Annotated in this window: 25 protein-coding genes and 1 pseudogene; 9 read left to right on the plus strand and 17 right to left on the minus strand. The window is 59.5% G+C overall.

Annotated features, from left to right (window positions below; all coding sequences use genetic code 11):
• Positions 1 to 156 precede the first annotated feature (156 nt).
• Genes A5483_RS01930 through A5483_RS01940 form a run of 3 tightly spaced genes read left to right on the plus strand, consistent with a single transcriptional unit; the run spans position 157 to position 3,026 of the window.
• Positions 157 to 657: a nitrobindin family protein gene (locus A5483_RS01930; protein WP_063810834.1), complete on the plus strand. Its 501-nt coding sequence runs from the start codon at positions 157 to 159 to the stop codon at positions 655 to 657.
• A 1-nt stretch (position 658) separates the two neighbouring features.
• The gene (ygfZ, locus tag A5483_RS01935; protein ID WP_063810835.1) at positions 659 to 1,600 is read left to right on the plus strand and encodes a CAF17-like 4Fe-4S cluster assembly/insertion protein YgfZ; all 942 of its coding nucleotides are present in this window, start codon (positions 659 to 661) and stop codon (positions 1,598 to 1,600) included.
• Positions 1,601 to 1,640: 40 nt separating this feature from the next.
• Positions 1,641 to 3,026, plus strand: a complete 1,386-nt coding sequence (locus A5483_RS01940) for a sugar transferase (protein WP_002549669.1) — start codon at positions 1,641 to 1,643, stop codon at positions 3,024 to 3,026.
• Between the two features lie 22 nt (positions 3,027 to 3,048).
• Here the strand turns inward: A5483_RS01940 and A5483_RS01945 are convergent, their stop codons facing one another.
• From A5483_RS01945 to A5483_RS01955, 3 genes are all read right to left on the minus strand, one after another.
• A complete protein-coding gene (locus tag A5483_RS01945; protein ID WP_002549463.1) occupies positions 3,049 to 3,786 on the minus strand; it encodes an SDR family oxidoreductase in 738 nt (245 codons plus the stop codon).
• 75 nt (positions 3,787 to 3,861) lie between these two features.
• Positions 3,862 to 5,535 carry a phosphoenolpyruvate--protein phosphotransferase gene (gene ptsP / locus A5483_RS01950; protein WP_002549597.1) on the minus strand — a complete coding sequence of 558 codons (1,674 nt, stop codon included), beginning with the start codon at positions 5,533 to 5,535 and terminating at the stop codon, positions 3,862 to 3,864.
• Positions 5,536 to 5,539: 4 nt separating this feature from the next.
• A complete protein-coding gene (locus A5483_RS01955) occupies positions 5,540 to 5,806 on the minus strand; it encodes an HPr family phosphocarrier protein (protein ID WP_002513080.1) in 267 nt (88 codons plus the stop codon).
• A gap of 95 nt (positions 5,807 to 5,901) precedes the next feature.
• On the opposite strand from A5483_RS01955, the gene ispD reads away from it, so the two are divergent.
• Both ispD and ispF read left to right on the plus strand, forming a co-directional pair.
• Positions 5,902 to 6,705, plus strand: a complete 804-nt coding sequence (gene ispD / locus A5483_RS01960) for a 2-C-methyl-D-erythritol 4-phosphate cytidylyltransferase (protein WP_063810959.1) — start codon at positions 5,902 to 5,904, stop codon at positions 6,703 to 6,705.
• Positions 6,705 to 7,208 (plus strand): 2-C-methyl-D-erythritol 2,4-cyclodiphosphate synthase, encoded by a 504-nt coding sequence (ispF, locus tag A5483_RS01965; protein WP_042842930.1) that lies wholly within the window; start codon positions 6,705 to 6,707, stop codon positions 7,206 to 7,208. The genes ispD and ispF overlap by 1 nt, the downstream gene beginning before the upstream one ends.
• On the opposite strand, the gene A5483_RS01970 is transcribed toward ispF, so the two are convergent.
• A complete protein-coding gene (locus A5483_RS01970) occupies positions 7,155 to 7,559 on the minus strand; it encodes a PTS glucitol/sorbitol transporter subunit IIA (protein WP_063810836.1) in 405 nt (134 codons plus the stop codon). The two genes, ispF and A5483_RS01970, sit on opposite strands and share 54 nt — an antisense overlap.
• A gap of 196 nt (positions 7,560 to 7,755) precedes the next feature.
• Here A5483_RS01970 and A5483_RS01975 point away from each other — a divergent pair, with 196 nt between their 5' ends.
• Positions 7,756 to 8,049 (plus strand): PTS sugar transporter subunit IIB, encoded by a 294-nt coding sequence (locus A5483_RS01975; protein WP_042842995.1) that lies wholly within the window; start codon positions 7,756 to 7,758, stop codon positions 8,047 to 8,049.
• A gap of 82 nt (positions 8,050 to 8,131) precedes the next feature.
• On the opposite strand, the gene A5483_RS01980 is transcribed toward A5483_RS01975, so the two are convergent.
• Positions 8,132 to 8,617 (minus strand): CarD family transcriptional regulator, encoded by a 486-nt coding sequence (locus tag A5483_RS01980; protein WP_002549548.1) that lies wholly within the window; start codon positions 8,615 to 8,617, stop codon positions 8,132 to 8,134.
• Positions 8,618 to 8,767: 150 nt separating this feature from the next.
• On the opposite strand from A5483_RS01980, the gene A5483_RS01985 reads away from it, so the two are divergent.
• Positions 8,768 to 9,361, plus strand: a complete 594-nt coding sequence (locus tag A5483_RS01985) for a hypothetical protein (RefSeq protein WP_082863974.1) — start codon at positions 8,768 to 8,770, stop codon at positions 9,359 to 9,361.
• Between the two features lie 40 nt (positions 9,362 to 9,401).
• Here the strand turns inward: A5483_RS01985 and A5483_RS01990 are convergent, their stop codons facing one another.
• Both A5483_RS01990 and A5483_RS01995 read right to left on the minus strand, forming a co-directional pair.
• Complete coding sequence (locus tag A5483_RS01990; protein WP_063810837.1) at positions 9,402 to 10,082, minus strand: response regulator transcription factor; 681 nt, start codon at positions 10,080 to 10,082, stop codon at positions 9,402 to 9,404.
• Positions 10,079 to 11,260, minus strand: a complete 1,182-nt coding sequence (locus A5483_RS01995; RefSeq protein WP_063810838.1) for a sensor histidine kinase — start codon at positions 11,258 to 11,260, stop codon at positions 10,079 to 10,081. The genes A5483_RS01990 and A5483_RS01995 overlap by 4 nt, the downstream gene beginning before the upstream one ends.
• A gap of 160 nt (positions 11,261 to 11,420) precedes the next feature.
• Between A5483_RS01995 and phoU the strand changes: the two genes are divergently transcribed.
• Complete coding sequence (phoU, locus tag A5483_RS02000; RefSeq protein ID WP_002549706.1) at positions 11,421 to 12,089, plus strand: phosphate signaling complex protein PhoU; 669 nt, start codon at positions 11,421 to 11,423, stop codon at positions 12,087 to 12,089.
• A 141-nt stretch (positions 12,090 to 12,230) separates the two neighbouring features.
• Here the strand turns inward: phoU and A5483_RS02005 are convergent.
• Positions 12,231 to 12,422, minus strand: a pseudogene (locus tag A5483_RS02005) (hypothetical protein).
• A 46-nt stretch (positions 12,423 to 12,468) separates the two neighbouring features.
• Between A5483_RS02005 and A5483_RS02010 the strand changes: the two are divergent.
• The gene (locus A5483_RS02010) at positions 12,469 to 13,305 is read left to right on the plus strand and encodes a polysaccharide deacetylase family protein (RefSeq protein ID WP_193790422.1); all 837 of its coding nucleotides are present in this window, start codon (positions 12,469 to 12,471) and stop codon (positions 13,303 to 13,305) included.
• 103 nt (positions 13,306 to 13,408) lie between these two features.
• Here A5483_RS02010 and A5483_RS02015 read toward each other — a convergent pair whose 3' ends face one another.
• The 9 genes from A5483_RS02015 to A5483_RS02050 all read right to left on the minus strand — a co-directional run bounded on the left by A5483_RS02015 (position 13,409) and on the right by A5483_RS02050 (position 20,277).
• A complete protein-coding gene (locus A5483_RS02015) occupies positions 13,409 to 14,158 on the minus strand; it encodes a phosphoglyceromutase (RefSeq protein WP_002549579.1) in 750 nt (249 codons plus the stop codon).
• 158 nt (positions 14,159 to 14,316) lie between these two features.
• The gene (locus A5483_RS02020) at positions 14,317 to 14,775 is read right to left on the minus strand and encodes a PTS sugar transporter subunit IIA (protein WP_063810839.1); all 459 of its coding nucleotides are present in this window, start codon (positions 14,773 to 14,775) and stop codon (positions 14,317 to 14,319) included.
• Positions 14,776 to 14,833: 58 nt separating this feature from the next.
• A complete protein-coding gene (locus tag A5483_RS02025) occupies positions 14,834 to 15,133 on the minus strand; it encodes a hypothetical protein (protein WP_063810840.1) in 300 nt (99 codons plus the stop codon).
• Positions 15,134 to 15,254: 121 nt separating this feature from the next.
• Entirely contained in the window at positions 15,255 to 16,739 is a 1,485-nt protein-coding gene (locus A5483_RS02030) for a PTS galactitol transporter subunit IIC (RefSeq protein WP_063810841.1), read from the minus strand.
• Positions 16,740 to 16,810: 71 nt separating this feature from the next.
• Complete coding sequence (locus A5483_RS02035) at positions 16,811 to 17,104, minus strand: PTS sugar transporter subunit IIB (RefSeq protein WP_002549572.1); 294 nt, start codon at positions 17,102 to 17,104, stop codon at positions 16,811 to 16,813.
• 239 nt (positions 17,105 to 17,343) lie between these two features.
• Entirely contained in the window at positions 17,344 to 17,637 is a 294-nt protein-coding gene (locus A5483_RS02040; RefSeq protein WP_002549649.1) for a PTS sugar transporter subunit IIB, read from the minus strand.
• Between the two features lie 12 nt (positions 17,638 to 17,649).
• On the minus strand, positions 17,650 to 17,802 hold the full coding sequence (locus tag A5483_RS12015; RefSeq protein ID WP_161485333.1) for a hypothetical protein: 153 nt from the start codon (positions 17,800 to 17,802) through the stop codon (positions 17,650 to 17,652).
• Positions 17,803 to 17,832: 30 nt separating this feature from the next.
• Entirely contained in the window at positions 17,833 to 18,828 is a 996-nt protein-coding gene (locus A5483_RS02045) for an asparaginase (protein ID WP_193790423.1), read from the minus strand.
• Positions 18,829 to 20,277, minus strand: coding sequence for an amino acid permease (locus A5483_RS02050; RefSeq protein WP_063810843.1), 1,449 nt, complete (start codon positions 20,275 to 20,277; stop codon positions 18,829 to 18,831).
• Positions 20,278 to 20,644: the final 367 nt, after the last annotated feature.

Raw genomic sequence — 20,644 nt, forward strand, 5'->3', positions numbered from 1 at the left:
GTGGCTGAGGCTGATCTCGTGGTTCTGGTGACTGTTGCGGTGGTGGGCGCCGTGTTGCCGCTGGTTGCTCTGACTAGGGTTCTGGTCGCAGCTTGGCGAGGTTGAGCACGGCCATCGCTCCGGCTTTCCCGAAAATCTACGACGACACGAGGACCCATGCCTTTTCAGATTCCTGATGACCTGAATCGTGATCTCATGCCCCTGGCCTGGATGATCGGCCACTGGGAGGGTGAGGGACACGGAAACACCCCAGATGACGGTGAGTTTAGTTTCGGGTGCCAGGTCGACTTCACCGAGAATGGCGGGGACTACTTGCACTACATCTGCCAGACGTTCACCATGAATCCTGAAGGCACCCCGGCCGCCCCGCTACGCATGGAGACCGGTTTCTGGCGTCCCAACGTCGACACCCGCAAGGTCGATGTGTTGATGGCTGCCCCGGAGGGGTGGGCTGAGGTGTGGACCGGCACTATTGACGGTGCCAAGATCGAACTGGTCACCGATGCTGTGGCTCGTACCGAGGAGGCTCTGGTCCCCTATACCGGTGGGCAACGTCTTTATGGTCAGGTCGAAGGTGATCTGCTGTGGACATTCGACCGGGCCACCGTCGATGCCCCCTTACAGCCCTACATGTGGGCTCGCCTCAAGAGGTCCTGAGATGTCCGATCCTGTAGTGCTAACTGACGGTCCGGATGCCGGGCTGGTCTCCCACGTTGGGAACCCGCTCGTTGAGCAGCGCCTGATGGTTGGCGGGGGCGGGCGCGTTGAGCTACCTAATCGTGAGGTGTTGGCGGTTTCCGGCGTCGATCGGCTGGGCTGGCTGCACTCCTTGACTTCGCAGTTCCTTGACGGCATTGAACCGGGACGCACGACGACAAGCCTCGTACTTTCCCCGACTGGCCACGTTGAGCACGTCTTGCACGGCGTCGATGACGGCCAGACCTTTTGGGCATGGACGGAGCCGGGTCGGGGTGCCGACCTGGCGGCCTGGCTAGACTCAATGCGCTTCATGATGAGGGTCCAAGTTGCGCTGCGCCCGGACCTGACCGTCCGATGGTTCGGCCATGAAGTCGCCGTTCCTGAGGGCGTGGTCCTCGATTCGGAAGTGGCCGGTGGGCGCGAGGTGATTCTGCCCGCTGACACCGAGGTGCCTGGGGATGGCGAGCCGGTCGGGGTGCTGGCCTGGGAGGCGCTGCGGATTGCCGCCGGCATTCCGCGGATTGGGTTGGATACCGACGATCGAACCATCCCTAACGAGATTGGTCTCTACGGCACTCATCTAGATAAGGGGTGCTACCGCGGCCAGGAAACGGTTGCTCGGGTTTACAACCTGGGGCGCCCGCCGCGTCGGCTAACTCTGTTGCAGCTCGACGGCTCCCGCGCTGAGCTTCCCGAGGTCGGTGCCGACATTCACGCTGCTGGACGTCGAGTAGGGGCCATGGGGTCGTCCGCCAACCATGAGGTCGACGGACCGATCGGTTTGGCTCTAGTGCGTCGTGGTGTCGATGTCGGTCTGGAGCTGGAGGTCGACGGGATCGCGGCGAGTCAGCAACCACTGGTCGATCCCGAAGTTGGGCTGCACGTTCGCCCGGTAGTGTGAGCCTGTGCCCCTGTGCCCAACAGGGCCGAGGAGGAAATACGTGAAGAAGGATTATTTCAACCGCACCCAGAAATTGGTGACGGTCCTCGTTGACGTCATCGTCTTCGTGGCCGGCATCTTTCTGTCATTCTGGATGCGTTTCGGAATGGTCATTCCGCAGCGAAACCTAGACGACGGAAAAGCCGCGCTTACGGCGTCGGTCATTGCGTTCCTTATTATCAACGTTTTGTCTGGTGTTTACGTTCTATATAACAAGACGCTGTTAGACATAGGAATTATCACGGTCGTCGACCAGGTCATGGTGACTATCGTGATTATGGCGTTGACCTTCTTTGGGCGATGGTTTGCTTTCCCGCGCTCAGTTCTCCTCATTAACCTGATGGTCGGCATTGTGTTGCTCCTCGTGTGGCGCAGTGTCGAGATCGTGGCCTATCGCCATTTTCGGGGGGCTAAGCGGGTCATGCTGCTCGGTCCACCTGAGATGCTCAACCGGGCTGTCATGAACTATATGGCTAATAAGGCGACCCGTCATCGTCTTACGCATGTGGTGCGTGGCCACTATCTGGAGCAGATTCGATCTCATATCGACGAATTTGATACCGCCCACGTATCTGACGATATCCCTTCGTCAGAGCGGGTTGCTATTTACGACCTGCTACTGAGCGAAGACAAGGAAATCTTCATGTCCACCTCGTTTGAGCATATGATGCTCATCAATCCGACAATAATGTCGATTGAGGATGAGACGATCATTGCTGCGAGTCCATTTAAGATTCCGGCAGAAATGGATATTGTCAAGAGGTCTTTTGACATCTTGCTGTCGTTGATCGCCCTGGTCGTCGCTTCGCCGATCATGCTCGTTACCGCGATCTTGGTGAAGGCCAGCTCTCCTGGCCCGATCTTCTACCGTCAGACCCGCATCACCAAGGACGGGCGCGAGTTCAAGATCCTCAAATTCCGTTCCATGGGCGTGACGGCTGAGAAGGAATCCGGCCCCATGCTGGCCACCACCAACGATCCGCGCGTCACCCCGGTCGGCAAATACCTGCGCAGCCTGCGTATCGACGAGATTCCGCAGCTCATCAATGTGCTCATCGGCGACATGTCGATCGTCGGCCCTCGCCCTGAACGGCCCTTCTTCGTCGACCAATTCCAGGAACAGAACGCCCACTATACGTTGCGACACAACGTGCGTGCCGGCATTACCGGGTACGCGCAGGTCTACGGTAAGTACGCTTCAGACTTCGCTGCCAAGCTCAACTTCGACCTCATCTACATCAAGCAGTACTCCCTCGTTCTGGACGTCAAGATCATGATCCAGACCATCAAGATCCTCTTTGACAAGGTCTCTTCGCGAGGCGTTGACGAGACAGCCGAGCCCGACGAGAACGTCCACCTGCCCGCGGAGGTCCAGCAACTGGACTGACGGGCAGGGAACCCCCTGGAATTTAGGATTCGCGGGCCACCTTGTACTGAGCCGCTTGGGCGCGAGGACGAACGATCATCCGATCAATGTTGACGTGGCTAGGCAGCCCAGAGATCCAACGCACGCATTCGGCGATGTCGGCGGCGACGAGAGGAGAGTCAACCCCTTCGTAGACCTTGTCGGCTTTGGCCTGGTCGCCATGGAAACGTACTAGGGAGAATTCCTCGGTGTGCACCATGCCGGGGCTCACCTCGCATACTCGCACCGGATGGCCGCACAGTTCTAGGCGCAGGGCCTCGACGACAGCTCTCTCGCCAGACTTAGCGGCACAGTATCCGGCGCCGCCCTCGTAGCCCCATTCAGCGGCGGTGGAGGTGATGGTGATGATGGTGCCTTCAGCAATTTCGAGTGCGGGCAAGAGGGCCTTGGTGACCCGCCCCATGCCTAGCACGTTGGTTTGGTACATCGTCGTCCAGGCATCGAGGTCAGCTTCAGCGACGGGTTCCTGGCCGACGGCACCGCCAGCATTGTTGACCAGGAGATCCACCTTACCGCCGACAGCCTTAACAAGCTTGGTGACAGACTCGGTGCTCGTAACGTCACATACCACAGCTTGCCCCCCAATCTCGGTGGAGAGCGGCTCGATGAGTTCGGCTCGGCGGGCGGCACAAATGACGTGCCAGCCATCGCGCGCTAGAGCGCGGGCTGTGGCCGCGCCGATTCCTGAACTTGCTCCTGTGACCACTGCAGTCTTAGTCATAGACCCATTGTCCTCCCGCACGGAGCATGCCAAAGCCCCCTTTAAAGGGGGCTTTGGCAGATTCGGGATCGTGCGTTAGCTGACGAGAACCTCGACACTCGGGTCAGCCAGCTCCAGGGCTGCCTTGCGGGCCTCTTCCGGGCTGCAAGCGACCAGAGCGGCGTCGGCGATCTGGCGGCACTGCTCTAAGCTATGGCGAGATAGGGCCGCCTTGACGGCGGTGATTTTGCCGGCGGCCATCGAGAGGGAACGGACCCCGATCCCCACGAGAACTAAAGCCAGCAGAGGATCACCGGCAGCCTCTCCGCACACGCCGATAAGCCGCTCGCCAGCTCCGTCACAGGTGGCCTTGATCAGCTGAATGACGGCAGGTTGCCACGGCGTCAAGAGCTCAGCCAACTCGCCCTGCAGGCGGTCAGCGGCCATCGCGTACTGGGTGAGGTCGTTAGTGCCGATGGAGGCAAAATCCACCGGCTCCAATACCTGAGACGATCGCAGAGCCGTTGAGGGCACCTCGACCATGATGCCCACGGTCTTGATACCGGCGGCACGGGCACGAGAGGAGAACCACTCGGCTTCTGCCTTCGTGGCGACCATCGGGGCCATCACATATGGCTCACGACCTGTCTGCTCGGCAGCCTTGGCGAGTGCCTCCAGCTGGGCGTCGATGAGGTCGGTGCGTACCTGAGACAGACGCAGCCCGCGACGTCCCAGGGCCGGATTTTCCTCAGGGCCCAGGTCAGCGAAGGCCAATGGCTTGTCGGCTCCGGCGTCCAGGGTGCGGAAGACAACCTTGGCGCCCTCATCGAAGGTCTTAAGTACGGTGGCGTACGCCTCAGTCTGCTCGGCAACGGTGGGCGCGTCCTGGCGATCCAGGAAGAGAAACTCGGTGCGGAACAGGCCAACTCCCTCGGCGCCCTTCTTCTTTGCCGTCGGGGCGTCGGATGGGTTGCCGATGTTGGCGAGTACGAGGATGCGCTCGCCGTCAGATAGCGTGGCGTCTCCTTCGGGGGCTGAGGCCAGCACCTCGGCGCGACGATTGGCGCGCTCGGTGAGCTCGGCGACGGCTGCTTCGGTAGGCTCGACAAGGACCGTGCCGGTGACGCCGTCAAGGGCCAGCGCAGTGCCGTCTTCAATGTCACGAGCCTCGCTACACCTCACCACAGCCGGTATGCCGATCTGGGAGGCCAGGATCGCGGTATGGCTTGTGGGGCCGCCGGCCGCAGTGATGAGACCACGGACCAGCTCTGGGTTAAGGGTCGCGGTATCAGCCGGGGCAAGATCTTCCGCGACGAGGATCACTGGCGAATCAAAGGAGGGAACGCCGGGCTCAGGCAATCCCTGCATGACGGCGATCGCGCGATCGCGGACGTTGCGTAAGTCGGTGACGCGTTCGGCAAGGTAGCCACCTGCTGCACTCAGCTGAGCGCAGAAATCGTCAAAGGCTGCCCACAGTGCGTGGGCCGGGCCATGTCCGTCCGATAGGTGGGACTTGACGCTGCTAAGCAACCCGGGATCGCGAGCCATCATGGCAGTGGCCTGCAGTACCGCAAGAGCCGACGGATCGGCGTGAAGGGAGCGTTCGTCGAGACGATCAGCCACCTTGCTGAGGGCGGCCTCAACCTTGGCGAGATCTGCTTCTGCGCCGTGGCTGGGATCTGAAGCGGGCAGTCCGGGGGCGGGGGAGACGACAAGCGCATGGGCCTGTCCGACTCCTGCCGAAACCCCGAGCCCCGAGAGGGTCCGCATGGGGTCAGGCCTCCGGGTCGGTCTGCAGGTTCGCGACGAGGGCGTCGAGCACCTCGTCGGCGTTGTCACCTTCTGCGGTCAATTCGACGGTCTCGCCGTGCTTGGCTCCGAGCCCCATGACCGACAGAATCGAGCGGGCATCCACCGGCTCTTCGCCAGGGCGCCCGATCTTGACGGCCAGGCCCGACTTCGACGCTGCCTGAACGAACATGGCCGCGGGACGGGCGTGCAGGCCGCTCTCGGCTGCGATGGTCGTGGTGCGACTCGGCATGATTGCCTCCTTGGTGGGGTAAGAATGTCAGGGTCGACGATAGCCGACGGTGCGATGATACGAAGTGGTGGGTCGGGGCCGATAGAGTGCGAACCATGGTTGATGAGCACACCCCGCCCGTCGTCGCGGTTGTCGTCGCAGCCGGTCTGGGGACACGATTCGGCGGTCCTGTTCCCAAACAAGTCACGTCGCTGACCGGAAAGGCTGTCGTCGCCGTCGCAGTGGAATCCCTAGCCGCAGGCGGTTGCGACGAGGCCGTCGTCGTGGTGAATGAGGGCATGCACAACCACCTGCAGCTAGCCCTGGCGGCATCTCCGATCCCGGTTCACCTCGTTACCGGGGGCGATACACGCCAGGACTCGGTACGCAATGGGCTGAGATTTATTGCCCAGCATCATCGGTTAAGCGACGCCACGACGGTGCTCATTCACGACGCAGTGCGTCCGCTGGTGCCGGCTTACGTCGTCGAGAATGTCATCGCGGCCGTCGCGAATGGCGCTGTGGCTGTGACTCCAGTGGTCGATGTGGTCGACACCATACGTCAGGTTGACGGAGACACGTCATCGGTCATTGACCGTTCAACCCTGCGTGCCGTTCAGACTCCGCAGGGATTTAAACGTGCCATCGTCACTGAATGTCACGAGCAGCTGTCTATGGAAGGCGGCTCGGTTACTGACGATATTTCGTGTTGTGAGCGGTACGGGCACCATGCCACCCTCATCGAGGGCTCCAGGATGTCCCTCAAGATCACTGAGCCGGTTGATCTGGATATCGCAGAGGTTTTTGCGAAGGCGGCTGCCGGGGCCGGGCATCATTCGGGACGCCGTGTTGGCAGGATGCTGCGTGCTGCCAAGCCGTCCACCATTGCTAGGAGATTGAGCCGCAGGAGTCGACGGTGATGGAGATCCGGACGGGGATTGGGACGGATGTTCACCAGCTGAGCGAGGGCGTGCCAATGCATGTTGCCGGGCTTTCTTTCCCTGATGAGGGGGTTGGGCTGGCCGGTCATTCTGACGGTGACGTTGCCTGCCACGCCATATGCGATGCGCTGCTATCGGCGACCGCATTGGGTGACGTTGGCTCAGTATTCGGCACGGCGGATCCGCAGTGGGCTGGGGCGGCTGGGGCCGCCTTGCTGAGCCATGTGGTAGCTCTCGTGGCTGGTGAAGGATGGATCATCCACAACGCCGCGGTGCAGGTTATTGGGCAGAGACCGCGTATGGCCGCTCGTAGGGCCGAAGCGGAAGCCACCCTGTCAGAAATCGTCGGAGCGCCAGTATCGGTATCGGCGACGACGACCGATCACCTGGGATTTACCGGACGTGGCGAGGGAGTGGCGGCGATTGCGTCAGCCCTTGTTACTCGCGGGTTCAAAGGTGAGGATAGCGCCCTGATCCGGTAGCTGCGGCTGTGGCCCGGACATCTTGATAGCTCCAGCAAGGAGCGATTGGTCAGGGGAGTTGAAATACAACACGACGTGGCCAAGATCGCCGAGGTTGGAGGTTGCGGCTTCTCCGACCTCATCGATGGTGTAGCGAGCGCCGGCGAGATTAAAGACATCTCCGGGGCGCAGGTCGCGCTCAGGGGGCAGCGGGGAACGACCGCCGCGATTGTGAACCACGCAGATATCAGATAAGGCATCGGGCACGGGCTCTCCGAACAGCACGATGACCCCAGTATCTAACATGTCCTGAGCGTTTTTGCCGGTGCGGAGCACCACGGCATTCCACACTGTGCTGGACGTAGTCACCATGGCGGACTCCCTCGAGATGGACGCTGTGCTCTTGACGGCAAGGTACCATTATGGATAGCTACCCAAGGCACCGTGGTCGCGGGGGATCAACCCCCACCGAAGCGGGTAAAAGGGGTGCGTTTAACATCGTGGGGGACATCCCTTGGTAGACCACATCCAAGGGGCGAGGAGATTTCCCGGAGGAGGGGTGGTCACCATGATCGAGAAGAAGATTCTGGTCTGCTGTGGCACTGGTATCGCGACGTCAGTGCAGGTCGCCAACAAACTTCAGCGGTTGCTGCGTGAGCGCGGGATCAACGCTCGGATGGAGCACTGTCGTGTCGCGGAGGTCCCGCGAGTAGTGGGGGAACTCAACCCTGACGCGATCGTCTCAACGACCGCAGTGAAGCAGCCTACCGAGAACGTCAAGATGTTCCGCGGCGTCGCGTTCCTTACCGGTGTTGATGAGGGGCAGTTGGCAGACGAGATTGCGGGAGCACTGAAATCTTGACGATCCCGTGACAAGCCTCAAGGCATGAGAAACGGGGGCTCACTCGCTTGGAGCGAACCCCCGTTTTCGCGGTAAGTGCGAATCAGGAAGCCAGAACCTCGTCGAGCATCTCTTCGGCCCGTTCATCGGTCACCTTCTTGGCGAGGGCCAACTCGGATACCAGGATCTGACGAGCCTTCGAGAGCATCCGCTTCTCGCCGGCTGACAGGCCGCGGTCGCGCTCGCGCCGCCACAGGTCACGAACGACCTCGGCAACCTTGAGAACGTTGCCAGAGTGGAGCTTCTCAAGGTTGGCCTTGTAACGACGAGACCAGTTGGACGGTTCCTCAACATTGGTCTTACGAAGGACCTCGAAAACCTTTTCGAGCCCTTCGTCGTCAACGACGTCACGAACGCCGACAAGGTCAAGATTGCTGGCTGGCACTCGCACAACCAAATCGTTCTGTCCGAGAATCCTCAGAACGAGGTAGAGCTTTTCTTCACCTTTAATAGTGCGAGTCTCGATGTCCTCGATCACGGCAGCGCCATGATTTGGGTAGACAACGGTTTCACCAACATTGAAAGTCATGTGTATGGCCCCTTTCGGGGGTTAATTTTATCACATAATAGTTGCTGAAGTCAATGCTAATTTCGTGCGGAAGTGCTTAATGGTGTTATGGTGCGCCTGGCTCATCGGTTGAGTCATATACACCTGGACCCAGGTTCCGTGGTGCTGCGGATGAGTTGCTCTGGCCCGGTGGATGCGGCCCCTGTGGGTGCTGATTCAGCTAAACTCAACGACGATATGCACCCCGCAAGAGGAGATTCCACGATGATCGACTGTCGTCGGACGGCTGCTGTCCTTGCTGCCGTCGGGGTTCTTGGTGTGGCAGCTTGTGGTGCCGATCCCAAAGTCCTCACCAGTTACACTCCGGCGGCTGGTGTCAGTGGGGAGTCCGGCACCGTCAAGGTGCGGAATCTGGTGCTCATTAATGGGGGTGGTCAGGCCCGGGTGTCCGCCGCAGTTGTTTCTCGACAGAGCGACAAGCTTGTCGAGATTACTGGGCAGCCGCTTAAATCAGATAACTCCTTGTCCGGGCGGTCCTTCACTGTGAGGACAGTGGACGTCAAACTTCCAGCTCAGAGATCGGTCAACCTTACCCAGTCTGATCTTCAGGCCCCCGCTAAAGGGCTGTCGGATGGGCTGTTAGCCAAAGTGACGCTCAAATTTGCGAACTCAGCGCCGATTACTTTGAATGCTCCGGTTGTGGCATCGACTCATCCGGACTTCAAGAAGTACGCTCCCTCAGGGGTTCCGTCGGCTCAGTCCTGATAGCCGAATACATTCTGGATGTGGCCTATATGGTGCTGCCTTAGGCCTGAAACTTGTAACCCAGTCCGCGGACGGTGGTGATGCGTACCGGATGGGATGGATCGTCCTCGATCTTCGCACGCAGCCTCTTGATATGCACGTCAAGAGTTTTAGTGTCGCCGACATAGTCGGCTCCCCAAACCCGGTCGATGAGAGAAGCCCGGGTCATGACACGTCCGGCATTGCGTAGCAGCACTTCAAGGAGGTCGAACTCTTTAAGGGCAAGTCGCACGACCGTCCCCTCGACGCTGACCTCGTGACGCTCGACGTCCATCCTTACCCCGCTCTCTTCGAGTACATCGGGGGAGACGTCTATCTCGGGGCCGCCACGACGAGTGACAGCGCGGATGCGCGCTACCAGTTCCCGGTGGCTAAACGGCTTGGTGACGTAGTCGTCGGCTCCGAGCTCCAGGCCGACAACTTTGTCGATCTCCGAATCTCTGGCCGTCACCATGATGATCCCGACATTGCCACGCTGACGTAGCTGGCGGCAGACCTCCGTTCCCGGAATCCCCGGCATCATGAGGTCGAGCAGCACGATGTCGGCACCGTTACGCGAGTAGGCTTCTAGACCGTCAGCGCCATTGGCGGCAGTGGTGACCTCAAATCCCTCCTTGCGCAGCATGAAGGCGGTGGCCTCACGGTAGGACTCTTCGTCCTCAATGATGAGTACGCGGGTCATGACTCCTCCTGTTCGGATTCGTTGTGGTGATCAACGTCGAGGGTTGGAAGCCGAAGGGTGAACGTGGATCCTTGGCCCAATTTGCTCCACACATCGACCGATCCCCCGTGTGCCTGGGAGGTGTGCTTGACTAGCGACAATCCCAGGCCGGTTCCACCGTTTTCCCTGGAACGGGAGTAGTCCACCCGGTAAAATCGTTCAAAGATACGCTCTTGGTCGGCCTCGCTAATACCGATTCCATTGTCGGCGACAGCGATCACGATGACGTCGGTGTCGACGTCACGGACGCGCCGGGCGGAGACCGCGACCCGGGCCTTTGGCTCGGAATAAACGATGGCGTTGTGAACAAGATTGGCGACTGCCTCGGTGAGCTGGCTTTGATCCCCAAGGACCCACAGGTCCTCGTCGCAGCGCACCACTAACGTCACCTCTCGGTTGGCAGCTTGTTCCCGGTGGCGCGAGACGGCCTCGTCAATAACGTCTGCGACGGCTACTGGTTCAGCACGCAGTAGCGGCTGGTCGGCTTGTAGTCGGGATAAGTCGATGATCTGGGTCACGAGGGCAGACAGCCGCGAGGACTCTACTGTCAGCCGCTGGGAGAAATGTCGGACGGCCTCCGGATCGTCAGCTGCACCTGCGATGGCCTCGGCGAGGATGGAGACAGCACCGATGGGGGTCTTCAACTCATGAGAGACATTGGCGACGAAGTCTCGGCGGGTCTCGGCCAGCCTGACGTGTCGCGAGCTGTCACTGGCAGCGATAATGGCATTGCCGTGATCATCGAGGGGACCGACTCGCACCGTGAGGATGAGGTCGGCCCCTGTGGATGCCCGTTTCATCGCCATGGTGTCGACGATGTCGCGGCCCTCGCGCCGGGCGGTGCGCACCAGATTGAGCAGAGCCTCATCAGCGATACGTGAACCGCGTACGAGTTCCATCGATCGCGCCCCCACGGTGGTGTGGAGGACCTCGTCATGAGGTCCGACGATGACAGCTGCCTCGGTGGCTAAGTCGAGAGCCCGAGAGAGGGTCGAATCGACCTCAATAGCTTCGATGTCGGTGGCGAGGGTGTCTACGGGATGACGAGATGACTCCACTACACGGCTTATGAGGACCGTCAACCCAGCGCCGACGCCGGCACCAATGATTGCTGACAGAACTATGCCCACAGTTCGCATAATAGGGGGATGGGCGTCAGGCTCGTCACCCGCGTGTCACAAAGGGCTGCGGAGGTCATTGGCCGTTCACTTAAGGTTCACGGTGGTGTCACACGGGAGAAATGTCTCGGTCGACAGGGTCGATAGTCTTGGCAAGACCCCACTACGGAAGGATACCGGCATGCGTGAGAGCTATCACGATGAGCTCAATGCCACCAGCGGCAGGATTCTGACGATGGCGGAGTTAGTCCGGGTTGCCGTCAAAGATGCCACGGCGGCTCTCATCGGTGCGGATCTGACCACCGCTGAGCGCGTCATCTCTGACGATTCCAAAGTCGACGCCCTAAACGAGGAGATCGAGCGTCGTTGTTTTGATCTGCTTGCCCGTCAGGCCCCGGTGGCCGGTGAGTTGCGTACCATCGTCGCGATGCTGCGGATGTGTTACGAGCTTGCACGTATGGGTGACCTCGCTGCCCACGTCGCCAAGATCGCCCGCCTGCGGTTCCCCGAGGTTGCGGTGCCTCCGCAGGTCGCCGACCAGTTCGTCGAGATGTCGAAGATTGCCGACTCCATGATCGGCAAGGCTGAGAAGACTCTTGCCGATCGCGATGCGGAGGCCGCCGAGTCTCTGGCGTCTGAAGACTCCAAGATGGATGATCTGCGACGCGATCAGTTCCGTCTGCTACTGGGCGACGACTGGACTTACGGGGTGGAGAGCGCCGTCGATACGGCTTTGCTGGGCCGCTACTACGAGCGCATCGCCGATCACGCTGTGGCTGTCGGGTCCCGTGTCATCTACATTGTCACTGGCGAGGGCCCTGCTGGCGAAGACTGGCCGAGCGCGTACTGATCAACCGACTCCTCATGTCAGCATTTCCAGTCGGCACGAGGGGTTTGTCGTGTCGCAGCTCGGATGCCTTGTATTGAGTACCTACAATTGAGTTGACTAACGTGCCGTCATACACGGCTGATAATTCTCAGTGAGGTCTTGTCACATGGCTTTTGCCTTCCGCAAGAAAACGATGGCTGGAGCTGTTGTTCTCGTCACTACCGTTTCAATGGCCATCGCCGGGTGCGCGAGTAGAGATCCGGAGTCTGCTAACTCCCCGTCAAAGTCGGGTGCTAGTTCCGCTCAAGCATCTTCGCAGCAGTCGCCGTCGAAGAGCCCCGTCGCGACGCCCAAGGGCTCCGGCGGAGCCAGCGTGCCGGCCGGGCTGCCGAGCGGCCCGGTGCCTGCCGGCACCTTCGGTGTTGGTGCAGCCGTCACCAAGCCCGCTTGCGCCGAGCCGCCGTCGAACTACCCCCCACTTAAGGTTCCGGGGACTGTCGTCAAGGACATCGACGGCCTGGAGGCGGGAACGAACCACGGCACGGCTGCCGACAAATATGTCTACCCGGCCTCGGTGGTGAATCAGTGGTTAGAGAAGCCTGCCACTCAGCCTAAGAACAAGAAAATCGCCTTTGTCACTTTTGATGACGGTCCAACGACCAAGTTCACCGGTGAGCAGCTGGATAATTTGAAGAAGGCAGGTGCTCGTGCCACCTTCTTCATGATTCCTCCGCAAATGCGTGACGTGAATAAGAACATGCTGAGCCGCTCACTTAAGATGGGCAATGCGCTGGCCATCCACTCGTATTCCCACGACTACAAGTACTTGTATCACGGCAGTGCTGTGGACAAGGCTAAGCACATCGGATGCGACTGGGACTGGGCAATGGCTCAAAGTCGCGCCATCCTCGGGTCGAATTACTTCTCTTCGGCCTTCCGTCATCCGGGGGGCCACATGTCCTGGACTAACCTGTCTCAGGCTGACGCTGCACTGGCCAAGCGTGGGGTCGGCTGGATCGATTGGAATGCCATGAGTGGGGACGCTGACGCGCAGCGACCCACGACTGTTCCCGGATATCTCCAGATGGTCAAGAAGAGCATCAAGGAGTCCAATAACCCGAACGTCGTGGTCATCCTCAACCACGACACGTACGGCAAGCAGATGACAGCTGAGGCCATGCCATCCATCCTCGCCTGGCTCAAGAGTCAGGGTTATGAATTCGGCGTTATCGCCTGATCCCTAGCTAGCGGCCTACGTAATTCGACGGTGCCCCCAAACAATTGTTTGGGGGCACCGTCGAATTACGTCAAGCGACATCAGTGGTCGCTGAGGTTAGGGCTCACTTGTTTCCCTGGTTGGCGACCGCCTTGGCGCCGGCAGCAGCAGCCTCAGGGTCGAGGTAGCGGCCACCCTTAGTTACGGGCTTGAGGTCGTCGTCAAGCTCGTAGAGCAGCGGGATACCGGTCGGGATGTTGAGGCCGGCGATGTCCTCGTCACTAATCTCGTCAAGGTGCTTGACGAGGGCGCGCAGGGAGTTGCCGTGAGCAGCCACCAGCACCGTCTTGCCATCCTTGAGGTCGGTAGCAATGTCGGAGGTGAAGTACGGCACCATGCGAGCCACGACGTCCTTGAGGCACTCGGCGACCGGACGCTCCGACTCTGGGATGTCGGCATAACGCGGGTCGTTGAACTGGCTGAATTCGCCGTCATGGTCAAGGTCCGGCGGACGAACGTCGTAGGAGCGACGCCAGGCCATGAACTGGTCGTTGCCGTACTTCTCCTTGGTTTCGGCCTTGTTCAGGCCCTGCAGTGCGCCGTAGTGGCGCTCGTTGAGACGCCAGGAGCGACGCACCGGAATCCAGTGGCGATCACAGCCGTCAAGGGCTAGGTAGGCGGTATGGATGGCGCGACGCAGCAGTGAGGTGTGGACGATATCGGGCAGGAGGTCCTCCTGCTTGAGTAGGTCGGCGGCATGGCGAGCCTCGCCCTCGCCCTTCTCATTGAGATCGACATCCACCCAGCCGGTGAAAAGATTCTTGGAGTTCCACTCGCTCTCGCCGTGGCGGAGCAGGATGAGCTTTGCAGTCATGGTTCCACCTTAGTGTGCCGTGCGGACAGCATTCGCGGCCCCTACCCGATCCGCGGGATCGAAGTGAACCTGCCTCCCGGTAATTCGGTTTTTGATCTCAGCCATAGCCTCGTCAGACTGTGGTGAAGTCAATGTGGGCGAGGGGGATGTTATGACCATCAATTCTCTATCGTTGCGAGGACATGCGAGAGTTTGTCGGCGACCTGCGCGCCCTCACCGTGCAGCAGAATGTGGTACGACGACTCGTCTTGGATGAGCGCGATGACGGCCCCGAGCATGCCTACTTGATTGTCAGGGTCAGTGACCAGGGGCCAGATGCTGAGTTGAACGTCGAGGCTGCGTTCGGGATCGTCCATGGCATGAAAGATCGTCGATGCACTGTTGCGGCAGACCAGTAGCCCCGGGGAGATGACGTGATCGGGGTCGATGTGTGGAATAGCGATCGACACGTAGCCGAAGTCAAGCCCGGTGGGGAATTTCTCCTCCCGCGCGCTTACCGCGTCGAGGAAGGTGGACTTCACCATGTTGTCAGCGATGAGACGCTCATTGACCTGGGTGTAGAGGTCATCCTGGGTGGTGGCCGTCACGTCTGCCACGATGAGACGGGGTGTCGGCATGTTTTACGTTCCTTTTCAGGTGGAGTTTCGTATCGGCGGCATGTGACGGTCGACACGGTTAGCGGGCAGGGAAATGTTTGCGCGACCGGGTGCCTATCCCTAAGACGCCGTCCCGGAAACGGATGAAATAGTTCGGCATCCGCGTCATATAGGCAACTAGAGCATCGGCATCGCAACGCTTCAACCACAGGCCGTTTGCGGCTGGCATCCAGCGATGTCGGGCGGCCTGGGTGCGGATGATAGGGGTGAGGTGGTCGGCTAATAAGGTAGGCCCTGCTCGACGGGCCTTTGGCCATGTGTTGAGCTCGGACCTCATAGCTTTCTCCGCATCTTTGACGACGCGATTGCCAATGATCATAACTGCCATCCACGTGAGTAGCGGCCCTATGAACCATAGGAAGTGCTCTTGAAACCCCCCCGATGGCTAGGCGCCACCAGCGGCCGAGAATTACGTCGAGCATGGACTCAACCATGGTGGATCACCATCCAGCTTCCGCTGCTTCTTTTTCGGCTGCGAGTTCTTCCTCGCTCATATATGTCTCGCGGTCGGTGATGCCGGGAGTATTGCCCTTTGCGATGTAGACGAAGAAGGCGACGTAGCACAGCACGGCGAAGGCGAGTAGGAAGATGCTAAAGACGATAAACGCGGTGCCGTACGCCTTGGCCTGCCCGAAGACGAAGAAGAACGCTATGAAATACGCAATCAGGTGAGCACCGGAGTCGATGGCGGAAATTTGACTAGCACCATTTGGGATCGCGAAATTCGCCTGACGGGCCAGCTCGGTAGTGGTCGGGGCCATGAAAGTTCCGATAGTCAGCATGCAGGCAATGAAGAAGGAGCCAATCACTGTGCCGCGAGCGATATTTCCTCGGCACCATGTGGTTGCCCACACTGCGAAGAAGGGGGTATTGGCGAGGTCGGTGAAGGGGAGCATTTGGTTGAGGTGCAGGTAGCTCATGAGAATGCCGAGAGCTAGGGTGATCGGTACGAGGATGATGGCGACTGACATATTGGCCGGGTAACCGACGAGGATAGCGGCATCTAGGCCAATGTTAAGTTCGCGATCTGGATAGCGCGCCTTGATCCATTCCTGGGCTGCGTCAGATAACGGTATGAGGCCTTCCATGAGTAGGCCGACCATTCTGGGTAGGAGGAGCATGACGGCACCCATGGAGATCGAGACCATGAGGATGTCCTTGATAGCAGTTCCCCATGCCTCAGTGAACTGCGGATAATAGGCGAGAACGCCTATGACGAGGCCGAGCAGGGTTCCCATAACCATAGGCTCGGCCCAGGATCCGTATTTTTCCTGGATGTGCTCAGGGGTCATCTTGTTGTTTTTGAACCCGGGTACGTGATCAAGGATCTTGTTGATAGTCCACCCCACCGGCGCCCAGGACACAGTGTCGGTATGGGCCGTCGTGACGCCAGGGATTTTGTAGTAATCCTGAATGATCGGGGCGACGATATCAGCAAGTTTGAGAACGACGATGAGGGTAATAACGCCTGCAGTGAGTCCGAGCCAGAAATTCTTCGTCACCATATAGACAAAGGCTGCCGAGAAGATGAAATGCCAGAAGTTCCACATGTCGACGTTGAGTGTGGTGGTCCACTTTAACGCGATCATGACAAGGTTGATGGCGATGGCAAGGATGAAGATCCATGGAACGATTTTCGCCGTTCCGAAGGAGATGGCTGCTGCCACCGGCCAGCCGGCATCGATGATGGGAAGGTCCAGTCCGGTATTACGCACCATCGCCTCGGCGGCTGGGCCGAGGCTCTCGGTGAGAAGGCCAATGACGAGATTGATTCCGATGAATCCGATACCAATGGTGAGTGCAGCCCGGATGGCCTTGCTGAGCTTCATCCTGAAGAACAGGCTCAATAAAAATATGATAATAGGAAGGACGACGCTGGCCCCTAGACTCAGAAAATATTGAATAACGGTGGTGACGTGATCCATGGTGGGGATCCCTTCTACCAGGTGAATCCTCGGATGTGGTGGGGAGTGGGGCTCCGCCAGCGTGTTATCGGTCAGTCCTTGAGGTAGGTGGCAATCTCGTCGGCGAGTTTGTCGGCGCCGACTCCGGTAAGGAAGGCAACCCCCTTGAAGACTTTGATGCCTTCGTCGGGGGACTTCACCATTGTCGTCGAAACGATGGCATCAGGATGGAAAGACGCAGTCTGAGCAGGCACTTCCAAGGCCCTGCATTCCTTCATGGACGCATTGATGCCGCGCTCCTTCAGCATCTTCTCAAGCTTGTTCGCAACCTGAACTGAGGTGGCAATGCCAGTGCCGCAGCAAACCAAAACCTTCTTGTCGACCATCGTGTGACTCCCTTGATCCAAAGGGGGAACGAACCTCGCTCCACCCGTCGTGATGGGGGCGGGTAGTGAGGGGCATCGCTGCCCCGGCTACCTGGCGTCCAATAAGGTAATTCTGCCCGACGGCTCGAGGGGGATAACCAAGTTTGGGAGGCTTGTGCACTTATGTGCATTTACGGTCATGTGGTCAGCGAGGAAGCGCTTCGCCTCTGCCACTTGCGGCAACGACAGCCACAGACCGGTCAGGCTTTGAGGTCGCTAGCGATCTGGTCGGCAAGCTCTTCTGCGCCGACTCCGGTGAGCAGCGGTGTGCCTCGGTAGACCTTAATCCCCTCGTCTAGAGGGGTGATGGCGGTGGTGACGACGATGGCGTCAGGCTGGAAAGTCTCCATTTGAGCAGGGATGTTGGCCGTCTTGCATTCCTTCATCGTCGCGGTAACGTCGCGATCACGCAGCATCCGCTGCAACTTGTTGGCCACTTGGACGGAGGTGGCGATGCCGGTGCCGCAGCAGACCAGAACCTTCTTGTTGACCATCAATGCCTCTCCTCACGTGAATGCCGAACTCACCTCGTCGGCCAGCTCGGGGTACGGCGACGGCACCCCATGATCAGTTAGCGTGCCTCCATCATCGTTGACAGGCAGACCATTAGCCAGTGATAACGGCAAATCTCCCGCCACTTCGCGACGAATGTGCGTCAATATTAGGACGCTAGTGAGAAAATGCGGCGATTAGACGCTGATCTCACCAGCGATGTCAGTCTCGATCCAGCGCCGCAGTTCTTTGCCGCGCAACCCTTGAGAGAGCAGAAAGATCAGCTTGGCGTGGAGAGCTTCGAGCGTCATGTCATGGGCGCTGATAGCCCCGCCCTCGGTGAGAGCGTGACTTGACTGGTATCGACCCAACTGGACATCAGCTTGCATACATTGGGAAGCGACGACAACGGGGGTGCCGGCGGAGATGACATCGAGGATGGCGTCGACAAGGCCGGGCTCATCGCTGGGGATATTTCCGACCCCGAATGCGCGCAAGATGACGGCCTCGGGCAAGGGGTCGAGGACAGCTCGAAGACGTCGAGCGCTGATGCCCGGCGATAGATCAACGATGAGGACGTCATGGCGCTGGTACGGGGCGGGGTTGAGCCAGCCGCAGCCCGTCGCCTCATTCTCGACCCATTGCCATGGTGCACCGGTGCGCGCTAGCTGTGGGACGGCGGGGGAGTCGAATCCGTTATAGGCCCACGAGGAGAGTTTTGTGACGCGATTGCCACGCAGCAGTTTGTGACCAAAGAAGACCGCAACCCCGTTGAGCCGCCCGCTTGTGGCCGCTCGTAGCGCGCCAGTGACGTTTGGTGCAGCATCTGTCCCCACGACTCCCAACGAGTATTGCGCCCCGGTGACGACGACCGGTTTGCCGAACTCCGTGAGGGCGTAGGACAGCGCCGCTGAGGTGTAGGCCAAAGTGTCGGTTCCATGAAGCACGACGAAGGCGTCGGCGTCGTCGCGGTGCTCCCACAGATCGTCGACAATTCGGTGCCAGTCGTCGGGAGTGGCATTGGCCGAGTCAATGAGATGCTCGAAGCTCAAGGTCTCAAAGGTTCCGGCGAGTTCGGTGCCGGACAGTAACTGGTTAAGCCAACCCGTCAGATCAGCACCTGGAGCCAAGCCGTTAGGAGTGGGCACCATTCCCAAGGTTCCGCCGGTGTAGAGAATGTGGGTCCGCATGATTCACATCCCCTCCTCGCTCGGAACCACGTTGTCGAGCAAATCAGGCTTGATGCTGTTACGCACCGCGTACCACCCAGCAACCATTGCGATTGCGACTAGAGCGAAGAGGGCTAGCGTCCAGCGCCCCGATTCCGAGGTGAGGTTCGACAGCACGACCACCAGTAGGAAGGCCAACGAGATGTAGTTCGTGACCGGAGCGCCCGGCATGCGGTATTCCGGTCGGCTCTCCTTGCCCGACTTGGCTGCGCTCACGAAACGGGTATGGGAGAGCAGCACCATCGCCCACGTGCCAGCAATGCCGATACCGGCTAGATTCATGACGATCTCGAAGGCGCTATCCGGAAGGAAGGCATTGAGGGCGACGCCCAGTAGGCCGAGGGCAGCGGTCATAGCGATACCGCCAGAAGGCACGTGGTGACGGTTGAGCTTGGCAGCGGCTTTTGGCGCTTCGCCGGCAACTGCCAGCGACCTCAAGGTGCGCCCGGTCGAGTACAGGCCAGCATTGAGCGAGCTGAGGGCGGCCGTCAGGACGATCACCTGGATGATGTCGCCGGCATAGGGGATTCCGATTCCGGTGAAGAAGGTGACGAACGGGGATTCATTGGTCGAATAAGCCGTGTAGGGCAGCACCAGTGCCATCAGGATGATCGAACCGACGTAGAAGACGAAGATACGCAGGATCATCGAGTTGATGGCCTTAGGCAAGATCTTGCTTGCTTCCTTAGTTTCGCCTGCTGCCACACCGACCATCTCGGTGCCGCCAAAGGCGAAGATCACTCCCAGAGTGAGCGCAAACAGCGGTGCCAGCCCGGCGGGGAAGAAGCCACCATGCTGGGCGATGTTGTGGAAACCTGCGGTGTAGTTACCAACCCGCGCGCCAGTGACGATGGCCCAGATGGCCGCGATCATGAACAGGATGATCGCGGTCACCTTGATGGCAGCGAACCAGAATTCGGCCTCGCCGAACATCTTCACGCTCAGCATGTTGAGGGTAAACACAACGCCGAGGGCGATGAGCGCTAGCACCCATTGCGGGACGACACGCAAGGCCGTCCAATAGTGCAGGTACAGTGCCACCGCAGTGATGTCGGCCATCACCGTCACTGACCAGTCGAGGAAGAAGAACCATCCGGTGACGTAGGCGCCTTTCTCACCCATGAACTCACGTGCGTAAGACACGAAGGCACCCGAGGACGGCCGACGAATAGCCATCTCTCCAAGGGCTCTCACCATGAGGAAGGCGAAGATGCCGCAGACGGCGTAGCTGATCGCCAGTCCGGCGCCGCCTTGGGCAAGGCGGCCACCCGTCCCTAGGAACAGGCCAGTGCCGATTGAGCCGCCGATGGCGATCATCTGCAGGTGCCGGTTTTTTAAAGCCTTGTCGTAGCCAGCATCCCCCTTGTCAACGGTGCTGCTGGTCTGCGGGGCAACAGGATCACCTTCCTGCATGAGAACCTCCTCGTGACGGAACCGCCCGGTCTAGCACGGGAATGCTAGCGCCGCGATAGGGTCACTCTGCCCCGAAAATAAGTGGCTTTACAAACGGATCAGAATGGAGCGGGGCGGTTGAATTATCGACGTGACCGTGTGGTAAGGCCCCGTCTGATGAAGTAGTTCATCTGGGCGCTACAGAGCCAGATGGTCGAGGTTGCAGGATTGAGATCAGGCAGTCAAAGCAGCGAAGAAGAAAGGACAGCAACGAGAAATTGACGGTCCATGTTCTGCAAAGAGCAGAACATGGACCGTCGATCGAAACGGTTCGAAAATTTTGCGAGGTAGAAACCTGGTGAGGAGTCTCGAACTCGGAATCCGCGAA

The sequence above is a fragment of the Cutibacterium namnetense genome (assembly GCF_001642025.1).
GTDB classification, from domain to species: Bacteria; Actinomycetota; Actinomycetes; order Propionibacteriales; family Propionibacteriaceae; genus Cutibacterium; species Cutibacterium namnetense.